Raw genomic sequence first — 16,311 nt, 5'->3', positions numbered from 1 at the left:
CGCGGGCTGAGAGGCGTCGCCGCACCGCCCCCGTCGTGGTGGCCGATGAGTCCCCCGTGGTCTCCGAGCCCGCCGCCCTTGACCCGGCCCCGGTCGACGCCGAAGCAGTGTCTCAGCCTGAGATCATCGAGCAGGTCGCCGCCGCTGTCGTCGAGACCGTGATCGCCGCCACGATCGAACCGACTCTCCCCGCCCCCCGCCGTCGTTCGTCTCGTGCCGCTGCGAGCTCCGCCGCCCCCGCGGCGTCGCAGACCGCGACGACCGAGGCCCCGGCATCCGAGGCCCCGGCATCCGAGGCTCTCGAGGTCACCGTCGTCGACGAGCAGCGCTCCGACGACGCGGTGGCCGTCATTCTGCAGAGCGCCGATGCGGCCGAGGCGACCACCCCGGTGGCGCTGCCGACCTCGCCGATCACCCTTCCGGTGACGCGTCGTGGCCGCCGTCGTCCGGTGGATGCCGAGACCCCGCGCCCCGTCGGGGCATCGGAGGCCGTGGCCCAGGACGCCGAGCCTGCCGCACGGGTCGAAGAAACTGTGGTCGACGAGCCGGATGCCGCTGATCCCACGTCCGACGAGTTCGTGGCCGCCGCGCGCCTGTTCGCCTTCACGGGCGAGACCGCCGTGCAGTCGCCCGCGCCCGTCGCCCAGGCGACGCGTCCGGTCACGCAGGGACTGCCGGTGAGCGCCGGTCCCCGTCGCCGCAACGGTCGCCGTATCGCCGCAGCGTCGTTCTCGGTCGGCGTCATGGGTCTCGTCGGTCTGATGACCGTGGGGATGACCATGCCGGTCAGCGCTCTCGCCTCGGCGAGCGGCACCGCGAGCGTCGCATCCGTCGAGACGTCGACCCGCAGCCTCGCGGCGAGCGGCGATGTGTCCGGCGGGGCCGTCCAGGCCTATGTCGCCCCGGCGGAGGCGCAGGCCGGCGTTGTCGACCGCGCCGACGGCTACAGCTCGGCGACGTACGCGCAGATGGCCGCCGACTCCGGCATCTCGAACTTCTCCAACTTCTTCGTCAACGACCCCACCGCCGCCATCCAGTGGCCTTTCGCGGTGGGCGTGCCGATCACGTACGGCTTCGGCATGCGTGACGGCCGTATGCACGAGGGCGTCGACTTCGTCCCGGGTGAGGGATCCCCGGTGCAGGCGATCGCCGACGGCACGGTCCGCATCGCCACCGAGAGCGGCGACGCGTTCGGCGTCACCGTCTTGATCGACCACGAGATCGACGGTCAGCTCATCTCGAGCCGCTACGCGCACATGCAGTACGGCTCGCTCCAGGTCACGCCGGGCCAGAAGGTCAAGGTCGGCACGTTCCTCGGCCGCACCGGCAACACGGGTCGCTCGTTCGGCGCTCACACGCACTTCGAGCTGCTGCAGAACGGAACGACGCCGATCGACCCGCTCCCGTGGCTGCGGCAGCACACGGGCGGGTGACTCGATTCGAGGATGACGCCTTCGCTCTGATATCCTCTTCTAGTTGCCCGGAGTGATCCGGGTACGCCCCGATAGCTCAGTGGCAGAGCACTTCCATGGTAAGGAAGGGGTCGTCAGTTCAATCCTGACTCGGGGCTCACAGCATCTCCCTCGCAGGGGATGCCGCGCGGCGGGGTAGCTCAGTTGGTGAGAGCGCACGACTCATAATCGTGAGGTCGCGGGTTCAAGCCCCGCTCCCGCTACATCTCAGACGGGCTAACCCTCTCATCGCCACGGTACCCACCTGTCGGCGTATTGTCGCCCTCGTCATCGCAGGCGCGCAGGCACACCCGCAGCGTTTCGGGATCTCGTCCTGCCACGGCGGACAACGACGACGTATGGCCCGTGCGCTCGGGAGCGCTGCAAAGCTCTCGGTCTTACCGCGCCGAGGTGTCGACGAATGGAAGATACCAATCCTCGATGCACGTCATCGTCGATGCGTTGACCTGGTGGCGGAGCGACAGGCCGTCCCGGTGTGCATCCACGAGATGGGCCGAACGCAGAACGGCCAGGTGGTGAGACGCCGTGAAACGGGAGATCTCCAGAGCCGCTGCGAGCGAGGAAACCGATCGCGATTCGCCGTTCGATGCTGCGGCGACTTCCGACATCAACTCGAGCCGGATGCCGTTACCCAGAGCCGTGAAGATCTGCGCCAGGCGTTCGGGGTCGCTCATACCCCATCCCTCGCGGCTCGCCGGCAGCCGGCGGCCGCACCGATCCCCGTCTCGAGCGTGGTCACAGCCGCTTACTGCCCGACGGCCGACGTCTGAAGGTGATTCTTCAGCGGAACAGCGGTGTCCGAAAGATCCGCCGAAGACACACGGGTTCCCTGCTTGACCAGTTGCTTTCCCTGCGCGAAATCGGCGACCGAGTTGACACAGTCCAGGGCGATCACCGTGCTGTCACGGAGATAGATCACGCTGAACGAAGGATCGTCGACGCTGCCGCGGAGGACGGCCTCATCGTGTCCACCCTGGAGGCCGACCGTCTGCAACTTCACGTCGTACTGGTGAGACCAGAACCACGGTGCTGCCGTCTTCGGCCGCTCCGTCCCGAGGATCGCGGAGGCGACGGCCTTTCCGTGCTCGATCGCGTTCGGCACCGATTCCAGGCGCACGCGCTGGTCGTGAGCATAGGCGCTCTCGTAGTTGGCGCAGTCTCCGATCGCGAACACGTCAGGAAGCGACGTGCGGAAGTCGCCGTCGACGTCGATCCCGTTGCTCACCCGCGCGCCGGCGACAGCCAGCGGCTCGACGTTGGGAATCAGTCCCACCCCGACGATGACGAGATCCGCAGGGGTCATCGTGCCGTCGACCACCTCGACCGCGCGCACGCGGCCGTTGTCGCCCACGATCTGCGAGACGCCGCTCGACAGCAGGACCGTTGCTCCATGAGCCCGATGCAGATCCGCGTAGAACTGCGAGATCTCGGCGCACGTCACTCGCGCGAGCAGTCGTTCCTGTGCCTCCACGACAGTGACGGCGATGCCGTGTTTCCGCAGCGCGGCAGCGGTCTCGAGACCGACGTATCCGCCGCCGATGATGACGGCATTCCGAGCGGTCGCCATCCTGTCCCGCAGCTTCGAGGCGTCGTCGAGCGTGCGCACGGACAGCACGCCGTCCAGATCCGCACCCGGCAGGGAGATCGTCCTCGCTCGGCCGCCGGCAGCCCAGATCAGCCGGCCGTACTCGATGGACTCCCCGTCCTCGAGCATCACGGAGTGGGACTCGGCATCCACCGATTCGACAGCGAGGCCCCGTCGGAGATCGATCGAGTTCTTCGCCAACGCGTCCGAGCTGCGCAGGAGGAACTCCTCGGGCTCGGCGGCGCCCTGTAGGAAGGCTTTCGAGAGCGGGGGTCGCTCGTAAGGAAGGTGATTCTCGGCGCTCAGCAGGCACACGGTTCCGCCGAACCCTCCCTGCCGGAGCGATACAGCAGCCTGCACGCCGGCCTGGCCGGCTCCCACGATCAAGACGTCGTATGACGGACCCACGTCGAATCTCATTCCTCCGCGCACCGGGCCGGTGTTTCCGAACAACCTTGTCGCGGCGTTCACCTACCCAACATCGGGAGTACGGCCGCGTCCAATGCGACTGTCGGGAGCGAGTTATTCCCGTGGCTCATGGGTCGGTGGTCATGACTGTGAGGAATGTTTGCGCCGAGAGACCGGAATTGGACGGTCAGAAATGCTGCGGTGACCATGGGATGACAGTTTGCGGAAGGACAATGATGACCGACTGGCAGAAGATCGACAACGAGACCTGAACCCCCAGTGGTACACGACTCGCGATTACCACGACACGTTCAAGATGATGCGCGACGAAGATCCCGTGCACTGGACCGAGAACGAGTTCTACGGTCGCAACCACTGGAGTATCACGCGGTACGAGCACGTGAAGGAGTACCTCCTCCGCGACGACCTCTTCAGCAACAGGTGGGATACGCGCATCACGCGCTCTCCGAAGCGCCGGACGCCCGAAGAGCGCCACGCTCAGGGGTGGGATATCAACATCGCCACCAACGACAACCCGATGCACGACGTGTACCGCGCACCGATCAACAAGCACTTCAGCGTTCCCGCGATCGGTCGCTTGGGAAGCGAGATCTCGAGCATCGTCGACGAGATCATCGCCGATGTCGCCGACCGTGGCGAATGCGATCTCGTCGAGGACATCGCCGCGGAACTGCCGGTGAAGGTGATCCTGCGGATGCTCGGGGTTCCCGAATCCGACTGGCCCTACCTCCGGGAAGCCTCATGGCAGTGGCTCGCGGCGGCCGACCCTCGATGGGTCATCGACGGGGACCCGGTGGCAACGTCCAACTTCGGCATGCAGAAGCTCATCGACTACTGCCAGGACCTCGCGCTGGAGCGGAGGAAGAACCCCCAGGACGACTTCGCGACCATCATCGGTCAGCTCCAGATCGATGGAGACCCGTTGAGCATTCACGAGATGCGCACGTGGTTCGTCACCATGATCGGGGGCGGTCTCGAGACGACGCGTAACGCCGCTGCCGTCGGCCTGTGGGGATTCATGACGAACCCCGATCAGCGGATCGCGCTCATGGCGGACCGCAGTCTCACGAAGTCGGCCATCGAGGAGGTCCTTCGCTGGGGTACCCCGACGAAGAGCCGTCTGCGCGTGGCGACGCGCGATTTCGACTTCCACGGTAAGCGGATCAAGACCGGCGATTGGGCCATCGGATTCCTTGCCTCGGCGAACAAAGACGAAACAGCGTTCCCCGATCCGCACACCTTCGACATCACGCGGACGCCGAACGATTCGCTCGCTTTCGGCGCCGGCATCCACCTCTGCCTCGGTCGGGCGCTCGCCCGACTCGAGCTCGCGACCCTCATCCCGCGGGTTCTCGAGACCTTCCCCGACATCCAGCCCGTGTCCGACGCGGAGCCGGCCTGGATCGCCGACGTCGGCGTCAACGGCTTCACATCGATGAAGGTGAGCTACACGCCCGCCGCCGTCTCGCCCACTCCGGCAGGTGCACGATGACATCGATCACCTACGTGCTTCCGGACGGTACCGAGCGTCAGGTCGATGCGGAAGACGGCGAGTCGCTGATGCGCGTCGCCCTGCAGAACGACATCCCCGAGATCGTCGGCGAGTGCGGTGGCGAACTCTCCTGCGGCACCTGTCATGTCTTCATCGACCCTGCGGCGCACGGGGTCGACCCGCAATCGAACGAGGAGCGCGATCTTCTCGAGATGGTCGACAGTGCCACCGAGTGCAGCCGTCTCGCCTGTCAGATCACCGTCCGTCCCGACCTCCACGGACTGCGGGCCCGTATCGCTGGAGAAGAGTGATGACGCGGGGCCTCACCTGGGGGCTCAAGCGGAGCTTCCGGGACTACGTCGCGGGCATCGACGACGGTCGCGAAACGGCCGACGGCGGTGCGCGGATCGACGGCGCAGGCTTCTTCTTCCCGCTGGCGGACGAAGGGGAGGTCGTGCGTTTCTCGGGCCGCGTCGCTCTGTCGGCGTACAGCGGCTTGCTGGAGCTTCGGATCGAAGACCCGTGGGTGGAGCGCGAGGGCGAAGGGTGGGTGCTCACGATCCTCGATCCCACGTCCCGCAGTCAGCCGCGCGCGCGTCTTCCGCTGTGCGTTCTGACGGAGACCGACTCCGCTGATGACGGCGACGACGGGAGGGGGTTCCGGACGCTCGAAACCCGACTGGCACCTTCCGGAGCGCGGCTGTTCGACGGGGTGTACGTCCCGGGCACACCCCTCGATCCGGTGAGGTTCGTCGGCGTTCAACCGCCGTCAGAGATCGCCGCGGCCACCCGAGGCTAGGGTCGCCCCATGATCGACATGCACCGGCTGCGCCAGTTCTCGGTTCTCGTGCGCGTGGGTAACTTCACCCGCGCATCGCAAGAGCTGAATATGACCCAATCCGCCCTGTCTCGCAGCATTCAGGCGCTCGAAGAACACCTCGGAACGCGACTGCTCGACAGGGAGCGGGGTAAGACGGGGGTCAGCCTGACCCTGGCCGGCACCGACCTCTACGAGCGGGCAGAGGACCTGCTCGCTCAGTTGGACGATCTCGAGTCGAGCGTCTCGGGGGTGGCGGAACGACCCGTCCGGCGCCTCCGGTTGGGGATCGGCCCGATGTTGGGAGCGGCCCTGCTGCCCACGCTCTTGCAGCGGCGCCTGGGATCGGAACCCAACCTCGCGATCAGCGTCTGCACGACGACGTCCGACCTCATGACGAGTCTGCTCCTGGACGGCGATATCGAGTTCTACCTCGGCTTGGCACCCCTGAAGTACCGGCCGACACGGATGCGCCAGAGCGTCTTCGCCACGTTCCGGCCCAATTTCTACGTCCGGCCGGGCCACCCTCTCGCCGGCCGGGAGACCTTGTCGAGCAACGATCTCTCCGCGTTCCCGCGGATCTCCGGCACCGCCTGGGACGAAAACCTCATCTCTCTGGGGAATGAACGGGACCGCTACCTCTTCTCGACGACGATGCAGGTCGACAACTACGAGATTCTCGCCGAGATCGCGCGCAACTCCTCCGCCATCCTGATCAGTTCGTTGATGCGCGCGGAAGAGGGGCTCGTGCGTCTTCCCGTCTCACTCGAACTCGCCGCGCCGTACAGCGAGCTCCACATCTTCTCGCTCGCGGGCGCGCGCCTGTCGCATGCCGCCGAGAGCTTCATCGAGGAACTCCGAGCCGAGTACCTGGCCGCGACCACGGCGCCGGATCAGATCTTCCCTTCACCACAACTGCCGCAAGGACAGCGGCGAGAAAGCGAACGCGAACATGACCCTCAATGAACTCGAGAGGACGCAGCAGATCGAGGAGTACTTCTCCACTCTCTCGAACTGGGGCCGTTGGGGAACGGACGACCGATTCGGCACCCTCAACCTCATCACCCCCGAGGTGCGCCTCGAAGCCATGAAGGCGGTCAGGACGGGTACCGCTATCTCGCTGGCACGCAACCTCGACTCCGCCCATCCCGATCCGTTGCACTCCGGCGTGACCAACGTCCAGCGGCAGTCCAAGATCGGCGAGGTGCAACACGTCCTCGGGAGGACCGCGAGGTGGGATGCGGTCGGAGAGGAGATCGTCATCAGCCCTCACGGGGGCAATGCGCACCTCGATGGACTGGGGCACTACTACTGGGACGGCTTGTTCTACAACGGCTTCTCGGCGAGCGAGTCGAACGATGTGGTCGGCTCGGCGCACCTCTCCGTGGCGGATGCTTCTCGGGGAATCATCACCCGTGGAGTTCTCCTCGATATCGCGGGACTGTTCGGCGTCCCCCACGTGGAGCGGGGCTACGCCGTGACCCCCGACGACTTGATCGCCGCAGAGAAGCGACAGGGGGTCGAGGTTCGAAGCGGTGATGCTCTCCTCATCCACACGGGCAACGCGGCCGCGATCACGTCCGAGGGTCCGCTGTACGTCGACGGCAAGCGCGGTCCGCTCGACGGGGTGCAAGCGGGGCTGAGCGAATCCTGCCTGCCCTTCCTTCATGAGCGGGATATCGCCGTGATGGGTGCCGATGGCACCCACGACGTCCAACCCTCGGCCGTGGATGACTTCGATTTCGTCCGGCCCATCCACGCGGTGAGTCTCGTCGCCATGGGGTTGTGGTTGATGGACAACCTCGACCTGACCGAGCTGGCCGGCGCCTGTGCCGAGCAGCAGCAATGGGACTTCCTTCTCACCGCCTTGCCGTGGCGGTTCGTCGGAGCCACTTCGAGTCCGCTCAACCCCGTCGCCGTCCTCTGACGCGCTTTCTCCCGCCCTCCCGCCGAGGGCTTCGTTCGCCGTGCCCGCCGGGCGCGGAACGCACCTTCGCCGCAACCGATTGACGACCCCAAGGAGCAGCACCATGACCACGAACGATCAGTTCACACCGGATCGACTGGCAGACCGCGCCGAGATCCAACACCGCGTCCACCAGTTCTGCCGAGCGGTGGACCGCCTGGAGCTGGGCATCCTCAAGGAGGTGTTCCATGCGGACGGGATCGACGATCACGGCGCGTACAAGGGCGGGGTCGACGGATTCATCGAGTGGGTGTCGAAGCGTCACGAGACCATCACCTACTCGGCGCACCACGTCAGCAACACCACGATCGAGTTCGCCGACGCCGACTCGGCGTTCGTCGAGACCTACTTCATCGTCTGGCAGAGCGTGAACCCGCAGGCGAGCCTCTTCGCCGCCGGCGTCAACGCGGGTCCGTTCGAGATGTTCTCCTCCGGTCGGTACGCCGACCACTTCACGCGGAAGGACGGCCGGTGGGCCATTCAGAGCCGGACCACCATTCCCGGCTCCGCATCCAAGACGGTCGGAAGCGACGAGCTCGGGATGGCCTCCGGCTTCGCCGTCGGAACGCGCGATGCCGATGACCCGGCACTTCAGCTCCGCGCCCGGTTGGGCTTGTGAACCCGCCCGAGCACCCGAACGCATCGATCGAAGGAGCACACGAATGAGCGCCACGGCCACCGCACTCGTCCAGACCGGACCGACCGACACCGAATTCCAGGAGATCCCGCTTCCGCGGCTCATCCCGGGATCCGCCCTTCTCCGCGTCGAAGCCAACGGCATCTGCGCCAGCGACATCGACGCGTTCGAAGGGCACGGCGGCGGTTTCGACCCTGCGGACAAGTCGCAGTATCCGCGCATCAACGGGCACGAGATCGTGGGTGTCATCGAAGACGTGGGGGAGGGGATCGCCGGTCGCAAGGATCTCCGGGTCGGGGATCGGGTCGCGGTGAACCCGTGGCTCTCCTGCGGCAACTGCGACGCGTGTCGCCGGTCGCAGCCTCAGTTCTGCCAGGGCATGCCGTGGGTGCGCAGCTGTTACGGCTTCATTCCCACCACGATCGGCGCGGGACTGTGGGGCGGCTACTCGACCCACGTGTACATCGATCCGAACGCCATCCTCTACACGTTTCCGAATGAGGTGAGCGCGCTGGACGCTGCCCTGTGGAACCCTCTCGCCAGTGGCATCCAATGGGCGGTGAAGGATGCCGGGGTGACGCTCGGATCGAAAGTCGCCGTTCTCGGCTCCGGCCAGCGGGGGCTCGCGTGCGTGGCCGCGGCCAAGGCCGCCGGCGCCGGAGCCATTCTGGCGACGGGGCTCTCCCGCGACGCGCACAAGCTCGCGCTGGCCACTCGCCTGGGAGCCGATGTCGTCGTCGACGTCGAGGCGGACGACGTCGTGGCCCGCGGCGCCGAGCTCACCGGCGGCAGCGGCTTCGACATCGTCATCGACACGTCCCCGGGAGCCGAGCAGCCGATCCTGGATGCCATCCGGATGCTGCGCACCGGGGGGACCCTCGCCAGCGCCGGGATCAAGGGACGCCCGCTGACGCAGTTCCCGATCGACGCCGTCACGACCAAGGGCATCCGCATGATCGGGGTGCTCGGGACCAGCCACGAGGCGCAGCAGATGGCCGCAGACCTCGTGATCAGTGGTTCCCTGCCCCTGCACGAACTCCGGACGCACACGTTCGGGTTCGACCAGTTGCCCCTCGCGCTCGAGGTTCTTCAGGGTCGGGTCGAGGGGGAGAACGCCATCAACATCGTGGTCGAGCCCGAATTCCGCGCCGCCTCGTGACCGTTCCATACAGAAAGGAATGACAATGACAGGTCTTCTCGCACGGGCGGAATTCGATCGGCTGATCGACGCCGGATCGGTGCCGGCCGGGGCATTCGTCATGTCTACGGACGCTGCCGTGACCGCGCTCTACGCGGACGTCGGCTTCGACTGGGTCCTCATCGACCGAGAGCACGGTGTGATGGACAACTCGGACATGCGGGCTCACCTCATGGCCGCGCAGGCCAACGGCGCGGTCGCTGTCGTGCGCGTCCTCGAGAACAATCCCACGCTCATCCAGCAGTCGCTCGACGCGGGTGCGCAAGGGATCATGGTGCCGAAGATCGAGACGGGCGCGATGGCCGAGCGTGCGGTCCTCGCCTCTCAGTACCGAAAAGGCGGCCGAGGCATGTGCCCCGTCGTGCCCGCGACGAATTTCACGGGCGAGGGGTGGGCGGCGCATTCGCGCACGACGAACGAGAACGTCCTTCTGATCCCCCTCATCGAGACGATGCGCGGGGTGGAGAACGTGGCGGAGATCTGTGCCGTCGACGGCGTGGATTACCTCTTCTTCGGACTCGCGGACCTGTCGCAGGACCTCGGTATCGACATGGAACGAGACATCGATCAGCTCGTCGTCCTCTGGGAGAAGGTCGCGACCACCGCTCATGAGCACGGTGTGCGCGTCGGGGCTCCCCTCGGCTACGGCTTCGATGCCCTCGCCGACTTCGGCAGCCTCGACAGCGATCTCAGTACGCTCCGTACGGCCGCGCAGAAGTCCCTCGCGGGGTTCCGAGCGAGTTCCTCGAGCTGAGGGCAGTGGCGGGGGAGGGGACGGTGCTCGATCTCATTCGGCTCGCCCACGTGGTCACCATCGCACGCGAGGGCAATTACAACGCCGCCGCAGCCAGCATCCCCCTCTCCCAGTCCACCCTCACCCGAAGCGTTCAGGCCGTGGAATCGCAGTACGGAATCCAGATCTTCGAGCGGGGACGATTCGGGGCGCGGTTGACGGAGGAAGGCGCTGACTTCGTCGAGATGGCGGAACACGTCCTGCGGCGGAGTGAGGCGGACTCCGATGCGTTGGCGGCATTCGGTCGCCACGGACCGCGAACCGTGCGCTTCGGAATGGGGTCGATCGCGGCGGCACTCTTTCTTCCGCGCCTTCTTCGACAGCTGGATGCCTCCGTGTCCGGTGTCCGAGTGGTCGTCGAATCCAACGATGGTCTCCGCGCTCTTCTTCGAAGCGGTCAGATCGACTTCTTCCTCGGTGGTATCCCGCGGGAGTCGAACGGGTTCGCGGCAGCCCACCACTTCCTCGTGTCACGAGTGCCCGGCGGCGACCTGTGCGCTCTGGTTCGACCGGGGCATCCTCTTGTAGACAGCCGTGACCGATCGGCGCTCCCCGCGTTCCCCGTCGCGGCCGGGGCGTTCATCCGCGACCTGGACATCGACCGCATCCTGCCGGGCATCCGCACCCGGGGGCCGGCGCTCGAGATGGACAACTACGACTTCCTCGCCCGCCTTGCGGGGGAGACGGATCATGTGGTCATCGGCAGCGCCTTCCTGCCCGTCATCAGACCCGAATTCGGACTGGTTCGGGTTCCCGGCTCTGATATCCGTGAGCTCCCCCTCGACTGGGGTCTCGTGCGGGCAGCGCAACGGCGGAGCCCCGAGGGCGCACTCCGTGTCGCGCAGAGTCTCCTCTCTTTGGTGAATGAATCTCTTGTCGCACAGGACCCGCAGCCCTGAGCCGACGCCGATGGGATGCTCGGCCGCCTTCCATGCGATCGACGCATCGAACGTCGCGCAAACCGTATTGGACGGCGAATCCGCCTCCGTGATGACCTGACCACAAGCCCGAGGACGCCCGACCAGCCGGCCCAGCCGCGCGTCGGCCCACGCGACCTTGCGTCAGTCATCCGCACGTCATCGCGTGCGGAAGCCCACCAGAGAGGATCAAAGAAGATGTCTCATACGCCACTCCCGTCGATTCCCGACGACCTGAGACTCAGTGCGCGTCTCGATCGCCTCCCCCTGACACGAAACCACGTCATGTGGCTCATCGTTCTCGGCATAGCGATGCTCATCGAGGTCTTCGACAACACCGTCTTCGCCTACGTCGCGCCGTCGATCCGGGCGAACTGGGGGATGTCGATCGCCGAGGTCGGACTCATCACCTCCGCCGTCTTCGTGGGAATGCTGATCGGTGCGCTGGTCGGAGGAAACCTCTCCGACCGGTTCGGCAGACGGCCGGTCCTCATCTGGGGCTCCGTGTTCTACTCGCTCATGTCCCTCGTCTGCGCGTTCGCTCCGAACTTCGAGGTGCTGGCCGTCGGTCGCGTCTTGACCGGAGTCGGCGTGCAGGCGGCGACGGGCGTTCTGCTCGTCTACGCGGGCGAGATGTTCCCCCGCTTCGCCCGCGGCCGCTCGCTCGCCGTGGTGACCTTCCTGGGTTTCGTCGGGGCCCCCGTGACCTCCCTTGCCGCGCTGGCGATCGCCCCCACGGGTGTGGAGGCCTGGCGCATCGTCTTCGGTATCGGTGCTGCCGGCCTCGTCATCGCCATCGTCGCCGCGCTCTGGCTTCCGGAGAGCGTCCGCTGGCTGCTCATCAACGGCAAGAACAGCGAGGCGGAGCGTGTGGTCGTCGGTCTCGAACGCTCCGCCGCTCGGAGTGGCAAACCGCTCGGCCCGCTGGAAGCGGACGTGCCTGCGCCGCCCCGGGGGTCGTTGCGTGACCTGCTCCGTCCCGACATCCTGAAGCGCCTGATCGTCACGTCCGTCGCGTTCTTCCTCTACATCTACTGCAACTACGGGTTCATCTCGTGGGTCCCGACGATCCTGGTCGATCAGGGGGCGGCGCAGGCGGACGCCCTGCGGTTCGCGACGGTGCTCTCCTTCTCCACCGTCGCGGGGCCGCTTCTGATGTTCTTCGTCGCAGACAAGATCGAGCGCAAAACCACGATGCTCCTGGCATCTCTGCTCGGGGCGGGCTCTCTCGTCGTCTTCGCCTTCGCTTCCGATCCGACGACGAGCCTCGTCGCGGGGTTCGGCGCTCAGCTCGGGTTCTCCGTGATGGGGGTGGTGCTGTACACCTACGTCCCCGAGGTCTTCCCCACGAACGTCCGGGGTGCGGGGTTCGGCGTCGTGAGCGGTTTCGCCCGCATCGCGGGCATCATTGCGGGGGTCAGTGTCGCCGCCATCTACACGGGCTTCGGCTATCAGATCCTCTACTCCGTCCTCGCCATCGGGCTCCTGGCGGCGGGGATCGTCGCGGGCGTCTTCGGTCCCAAGACGACGAACCGGTCATTGGAAGCGATCTCCGACGCCTCCGTGCTCGGCGAGGTTTCGACGGAGCGGACTCCGAACGTCCGCGTTCGCTGACCGAGACACAGGAGTCACTTCTATGAGAAAGGCAGATGAATGACATTTCCCATCGTGCAGGACAAGGTCACCATCGTCACCGGTGCGGCCATGGGCATGGGGCGCGAGACGGCAATCCTGTTCGCCGAAGCCGGAGCGAAGGTGGTGGTCGCGGACTTCAATGAGGAACTCGGACGCCGGACCGCCGACGACATCGTGGCGACGGGCGGGGAGGCCATGTTCCACAGGGTCGACATCTCGAGGGGTGTCGAGGTGGAGGCACTCGTCGCGGCCACCGTCGCGGAATATGGCCGCCTCGACATCGCGGTCAACAATGCCGCCCTCAAGCCGGACTCGTCACCGATCGATGAATTCGACGAACAGTACTGGGACAGGCTCATGGCGGTCGACCTCAAGGGCACCGCACTGTGCATGAAGCACGAGATCCGCCAGTTCGTGCGGCAAGGCGGGGGGACCATCGTCAACATCTCGTCGATCAACGGCTTCAAACCGACCCTCAACAGTTCGGGATACATCGCCGCCAAACATGGTGTCGTCGGGTTGACCAGGGCCGCGGCGCTGGAGTTCGGCCCCCAGAACATTCGGGTCAACTCCATCGCGCCGGGCGCGATCCGGACGCCGATGCTGGATGCCGTTCTGGCGACGCAGAATCGCACGATCGAGGAGATGGTGCCCTCCGTCAGCCTCGTCGGCCGTCTGGGCGAACCCCGCGAGGTGGCTCAAGCGACACTCTGGATCGCGAGCGACCTCGCGTCCTACGTCCACGGGACGACGCTCCACGTGGGAGGCGGGTTCGAGCTCCTCTGAGGCCCGCGAGAGCGCCCGACCCCGCGCACTCTCCCTCGTGTCGAGGGAATGCGCGGGGTCGGGCGCTTCACATCACTCCAGGCGCTGTGGTGTGACGATCAGTTTCTGGTTGGCGAACTCCTTCAGACCCGCCTCGCCCAGTTCGTGGCCGTACCCCGAGCGCTTGATGCCACCGAACGGCAGATCCGGAGTCGTTCCCGGGGGCGTGTTGATCCAGACCATTCCGGTCTCGATTCGCTTCGCCACCTCCCGAGCGTGGGCGACGTCCTCCGAGTAGACGGAACCTGCGAGGCCGAAAGGCGAATCATTCGCCAGCTCGAGAGCCGCCGCCTCGTCGGCCACTCGGAACACCATGGGAACCGGCCCGAATATCTCCTCGTAATAGATCGGGTTGTTCCGTTCCACCCCGGTGAGGATGGTCGGCTGGACGAAGGTCGGGATGTCCGGCACAGGCTCCCCGACCTCGATGAGGGTGGCGCCATGGTCGACGGCACGTCGAAGCTGTTCCTTCACGCGTTCAGCTGCGGCCCGCGACGAGAGCGGCCCGACGGTCGTGTCCTCCGCGAGGGGATCACCACCACGCAACCCTGAGAGCGCCAGCCGGTAGCGTTCGAGGAACTCGTCGTACCGCGAATCGACGACGATGATGCGTTTGGGTGAGATGCAGATCTGACCACTCTGCGCCATCCGGCCCATCGCCGCACACGTGACGGTGAGGTCGAGGTTCGCGTCTTCGAGCACGATCATCGCGTCGGAGCCGCCCAGCTCGAGCACCGACTTGGTGAGTGCGGCACCAGCCTGGGCGGCGACGATCGATCCCGCTGTCTCGCTCCCCGTGAGCGTGACACCACGGACGCGCTCATCGGCGATGATGCGTTCCGACTGCGCATGCGTGGCGTACACGTTCGTGAACACGCCCTCGGGCAGTCCCGCATCGAGCATCAACTGGGAAAGCGCCTGTGCGCACTGCGGCACGATGTTGGCGTGCTTCAAGATGACAGCGTTCCCCACCGCGATCTGCGGTGCAAGAACCCGGACCACCTGGTAGAAGGGTGCGTTCCACGGCTCGACAGCGAACACGATGCCGAGCGGATCGAAATGGACCTCCGCTTCGCCCGCAACCGTCGCTACGGGCTTCGGCTTCAGGAGGTGCTCGGCGTTCTCGGCGTAGTAATCGAAGATGGACTGGGAGATGTCGACTTCGCGTAAGGATTCACCGAGCAGGCGGCCCATTTCCAACGTTGAGAGGCGGCCGAGCTCGACCCGACGCTCCTTCACGAGCTCGGCGGCACGCGCCAGCACGGCGACGCGTTCCGCGATGGGTGTGGCTCGCCATCTCAGATAGGAGGCATGGGCGGTCTCGAGCGCAGCGTCGATCTCGGCATCAGTCGCGTCGGGGACGGAGAGGAGCACCTCTCCTGAGTACGGGTTCAGGCTTGTGTATGACATGCGCGCACCGCCCTCAGAACTTCGTGATGACCGAACGGATGACGGTGCCGGTCGACAGCGCGTCGTAGGCTTCGTCGATCTCATCGATCGAGATCTCGTTCGTGACGAGATCGTCGAGGTTGTAACGACCCGCCACGTACATGTCGGCGTAGAACGGGATGTCGCGCTTGAGGTTCGTCGAGCCCATCATCACGGCTTTGATCGTCTTGTGGGTCGCCAGAAAGGCCGCCGACGTCTCGATCTCGATCTTCGCGCCGGGCTTGCCCATACCGACGAGGATCGCCGTACCGCTGGTCTTCACCGCAGCGATCGCCTGCATCTGAGTGGCGGGGAGCCCGATGATCTCGAAAGCGAAGTCGACCCCGCCCCCACTCAGCCGGCGAATCTCCTCCACCGTGTCGTTGTCGCCCGGGTTGACGGTGTGCGTGGCGCCGAAGCGACGGGCCATCGCAAGCTTGGAATCCTGGATATCGACCGCGATGATCATCTTGGCGCCGGAGAGCTGGGCCGCGGCGATGGCGTTCAGGCCGACCCCGCCGGTGCCGATCACGGCGACCGTGTCGCCCGGCCTCACCTTCGCGCTGTTGATGACCGCGCCTGCTCCGGTAACTGTGCCGCAGCCGAGCAACGCTGCTCGAGAGAAGGGGATCTCTTTGTTCACCCGCGCCAGTTGATTCTCGTGCACGAGCGCCTTCTCCGCGAATCCGCTGAGGCCCATCGCCTGGTACACCGGCCCGTCAGCGCTGAAAAGGCGAGGGCCCTCGCCTTCGCTGCGCTCGACCGCAAGCGGGTTCAGGCAATCGGTCTGCAATCCTTCGATGCAGGGTTGGCACCTCCCACACCACTGAACCAGGCAGCCCACGACGTGGTCGCCGAGCTGAAAATCACTCACCTCCGGGCCGACGCCGATCACCACCCCGGCGAGTTCGTGTCCGTAGACCGCGGGAAGCGGAAAGCCGAAGTCATTCGCCATCAGGGAGTGGTCGGTCAGGCACAGGCCGGAGGCCTTGACGTCGACCAGCACCTCGCGGCCGATCGGGTCGGCGATGTCGATTTCTACCGTTTCAAAACCCTTGCCTACTTCGCGGGTCAAGGCTGCTTTCATTGTGCTCTCCATTCATCGTCGAATGGGGAT

At 66.0% G+C, this 16,311-nt stretch carries 16 protein-coding genes and 2 tRNA genes; 14 read left to right on the top strand and 4 right to left on the bottom strand.

Going from position 1 to position 16,311, the window contains the following annotated elements; genetic code table 11:
- Positions 1-56 precede the first annotated feature (56 nt).
- From AC3E6M_RS12185 to AC3E6M_RS12175, 3 genes are all read left to right on the top strand, one after another.
- On the top strand, positions 57-1,433 hold the full coding sequence (locus AC3E6M_RS12185) for a M23 family metallopeptidase (RefSeq protein ID WP_490530044.1): 1,377 nt from the start codon (positions 57-59) through the stop codon (positions 1,431-1,433).
- A gap of 65 nt (positions 1,434-1,498) precedes the next feature.
- Positions 1,499-1,570: transfer RNA gene (locus AC3E6M_RS12180), tRNA-Thr, on the top strand.
- A gap of 31 nt (positions 1,571-1,601) precedes the next feature.
- Positions 1,602-1,675: transfer RNA gene (locus tag AC3E6M_RS12175), tRNA-Met, on the top strand.
- A 174-nt stretch (positions 1,676-1,849) separates the two neighbouring features.
- Here AC3E6M_RS12175 and AC3E6M_RS12170 read toward each other — a convergent pair.
- Entirely contained in the window at positions 1,850-2,146 is a 297-nt protein-coding gene (locus AC3E6M_RS12170; RefSeq protein WP_138174762.1) for an ArsR/SmtB family transcription factor, read from the bottom strand.
- Positions 2,147-2,217: 71 nt separating this feature from the next.
- Positions 2,218-3,465: an NAD(P)/FAD-dependent oxidoreductase gene (locus AC3E6M_RS12165; protein ID WP_490530043.1), complete on the bottom strand. Its 1,248-nt coding sequence runs from the start codon at positions 3,463-3,465 to the stop codon at positions 2,218-2,220.
- Positions 3,466-3,781: 316 nt separating this feature from the next.
- Here AC3E6M_RS12165 and AC3E6M_RS12160 point away from each other — a divergent pair, with 316 nt between their 5' ends.
- From AC3E6M_RS12160 to AC3E6M_RS12110, 11 genes are all read left to right on the top strand, one after another.
- On the top strand, positions 3,782-4,978 hold the full coding sequence (locus AC3E6M_RS12160) for a cytochrome P450 (RefSeq protein WP_490530042.1): 1,197 nt from the start codon (positions 3,782-3,784) through the stop codon (positions 4,976-4,978).
- Positions 4,975-5,289, top strand: a complete 315-nt coding sequence (locus tag AC3E6M_RS12155) for a 2Fe-2S iron-sulfur cluster-binding protein (protein WP_230005940.1) — start codon at positions 4,975-4,977, stop codon at positions 5,287-5,289. The genes AC3E6M_RS12160 and AC3E6M_RS12155 overlap by 4 nt, the downstream gene beginning before the upstream one ends.
- A complete protein-coding gene (locus tag AC3E6M_RS12150) occupies positions 5,289-5,777 on the top strand; it encodes an HtaA domain-containing protein (RefSeq protein ID WP_490530041.1) in 489 nt (162 codons plus the stop codon). Before AC3E6M_RS12155 ends, AC3E6M_RS12150 begins: the two co-directional genes overlap by 1 nt.
- A 9-nt stretch (positions 5,778-5,786) precedes the next feature.
- Entirely contained in the window at positions 5,787-6,761 is a 975-nt protein-coding gene (locus AC3E6M_RS12145) for a LysR family transcriptional regulator (protein ID WP_138174752.1), read from the top strand.
- Positions 6,748-7,722 (top strand): cyclase family protein, encoded by a 975-nt coding sequence (locus tag AC3E6M_RS12140; RefSeq protein WP_138174750.1) that lies wholly within the window; start codon positions 6,748-6,750, stop codon positions 7,720-7,722. The genes AC3E6M_RS12145 and AC3E6M_RS12140 overlap by 14 nt, the downstream gene beginning before the upstream one ends.
- Before the next feature lie 103 nt (positions 7,723-7,825).
- Entirely contained in the window at positions 7,826-8,380 is a 555-nt protein-coding gene (locus tag AC3E6M_RS12135; RefSeq protein ID WP_292902207.1) for a nuclear transport factor 2 family protein, read from the top strand.
- Positions 8,381-8,423: 43 nt separating this feature from the next.
- On the top strand, positions 8,424-9,557 hold the full coding sequence (locus tag AC3E6M_RS12130) for a zinc-dependent alcohol dehydrogenase (protein WP_490530040.1): 1,134 nt from the start codon (positions 8,424-8,426) through the stop codon (positions 9,555-9,557).
- Positions 9,558-9,576: 19 nt separating this feature from the next.
- The gene (locus tag AC3E6M_RS12125; RefSeq protein WP_138174744.1) at positions 9,577-10,350 is read left to right on the top strand and encodes an HpcH/HpaI aldolase family protein; all 774 of its coding nucleotides are present in this window, start codon (positions 9,577-9,579) and stop codon (positions 10,348-10,350) included.
- 23 nt (positions 10,351-10,373) lie between these two features.
- A complete protein-coding gene (locus AC3E6M_RS12120) occupies positions 10,374-11,288 on the top strand; it encodes a LysR family transcriptional regulator (protein ID WP_138174742.1) in 915 nt (304 codons plus the stop codon).
- A 216-nt stretch (positions 11,289-11,504) separates the two neighbouring features.
- On the top strand, positions 11,505-12,920 hold the full coding sequence (locus tag AC3E6M_RS12115; RefSeq protein ID WP_171024267.1) for an MFS transporter: 1,416 nt from the start codon (positions 11,505-11,507) through the stop codon (positions 12,918-12,920).
- A 39-nt stretch (positions 12,921-12,959) separates the two neighbouring features.
- A complete protein-coding gene (locus tag AC3E6M_RS12110; protein WP_138174738.1) occupies positions 12,960-13,727 on the top strand; it encodes an SDR family NAD(P)-dependent oxidoreductase in 768 nt (255 codons plus the stop codon).
- Between the two features lie 72 nt (positions 13,728-13,799).
- On the opposite strand, the gene AC3E6M_RS12105 is transcribed toward AC3E6M_RS12110, so the two are convergent.
- Together AC3E6M_RS12105 and AC3E6M_RS12100 are read right to left on the bottom strand one after the other, a co-directional pair.
- Positions 13,800-15,176 (bottom strand): NAD-dependent succinate-semialdehyde dehydrogenase, encoded by a 1,377-nt coding sequence (locus AC3E6M_RS12105; protein ID WP_490530038.1) that lies wholly within the window; start codon positions 15,174-15,176, stop codon positions 13,800-13,802.
- 13 nt (positions 15,177-15,189) lie between these two features.
- Complete coding sequence (locus tag AC3E6M_RS12100; protein ID WP_490530037.1) at positions 15,190-16,281, bottom strand: zinc-binding dehydrogenase; 1,092 nt, start codon at positions 16,279-16,281, stop codon at positions 15,190-15,192.
- Positions 16,282-16,311: the final 30 nt, after the last annotated feature.

The organism is Microbacterium sp. SCPM-O-B-15248 (M128) (assembly GCF_058214835.1).
This window is presented reverse-complemented; position numbering and strand designations above follow the sequence as displayed.

Bases quoted from the DNA above. Each gene is read 5' to 3' on its own strand.
- AC3E6M_RS12170 (WP_138174762.1), bottom strand. From the start codon at position 2,146: ATGAGCGACCCCGAACGCCTGGCGCAGATCTTCACGGCTCTGGGTAAC.
- AC3E6M_RS12160 (WP_490530042.1), top strand. From the start codon at position 3,782: ATGATGCGCGACGAAGATCCCGTGCACTGGACCGAGAACGAGTTCTAC.
- AC3E6M_RS12155 (WP_230005940.1), top strand. From the start codon at position 4,975: ATGACATCGATCACCTACGTGCTTCCGGACGGTACCGAGCGTCAGGTC.
- AC3E6M_RS12150 (WP_490530041.1), top strand. From the start codon at position 5,289: ATGACGCGGGGCCTCACCTGGGGGCTCAAGCGGAGCTTCCGGGACTAC.
- AC3E6M_RS12145 (WP_138174752.1), top strand. From the start codon at position 5,787: ATGATCGACATGCACCGGCTGCGCCAGTTCTCGGTTCTCGTGCGCGTG.
- AC3E6M_RS12140 (WP_138174750.1), top strand. From the start codon at position 6,748: ATGACCCTCAATGAACTCGAGAGGACGCAGCAGATCGAGGAGTACTTC.
- AC3E6M_RS12135 (WP_292902207.1), top strand. From the start codon at position 7,826: ATGACCACGAACGATCAGTTCACACCGGATCGACTGGCAGACCGCGCC.
- AC3E6M_RS12130 (WP_490530040.1), top strand. From the start codon at position 8,424: ATGAGCGCCACGGCCACCGCACTCGTCCAGACCGGACCGACCGACACC.
- AC3E6M_RS12125 (WP_138174744.1), top strand. From the start codon at position 9,577: ATGACAATGACAGGTCTTCTCGCACGGGCGGAATTCGATCGGCTGATC.
- AC3E6M_RS12115 (WP_171024267.1), top strand. From the start codon at position 11,505: ATGTCTCATACGCCACTCCCGTCGATTCCCGACGACCTGAGACTCAGT.
- AC3E6M_RS12110 (WP_138174738.1), top strand. From the start codon at position 12,960: ATGACATTTCCCATCGTGCAGGACAAGGTCACCATCGTCACCGGTGCG.
- AC3E6M_RS12105 (WP_490530038.1), bottom strand. From the start codon at position 15,176: ATGTCATACACAAGCCTGAACCCGTACTCAGGAGAGGTGCTCCTCTCC.
- AC3E6M_RS12100 (WP_490530037.1), bottom strand. From the start codon at position 16,281: ATGAAAGCAGCCTTGACCCGCGAAGTAGGCAAGGGTTTTGAAACGGTA.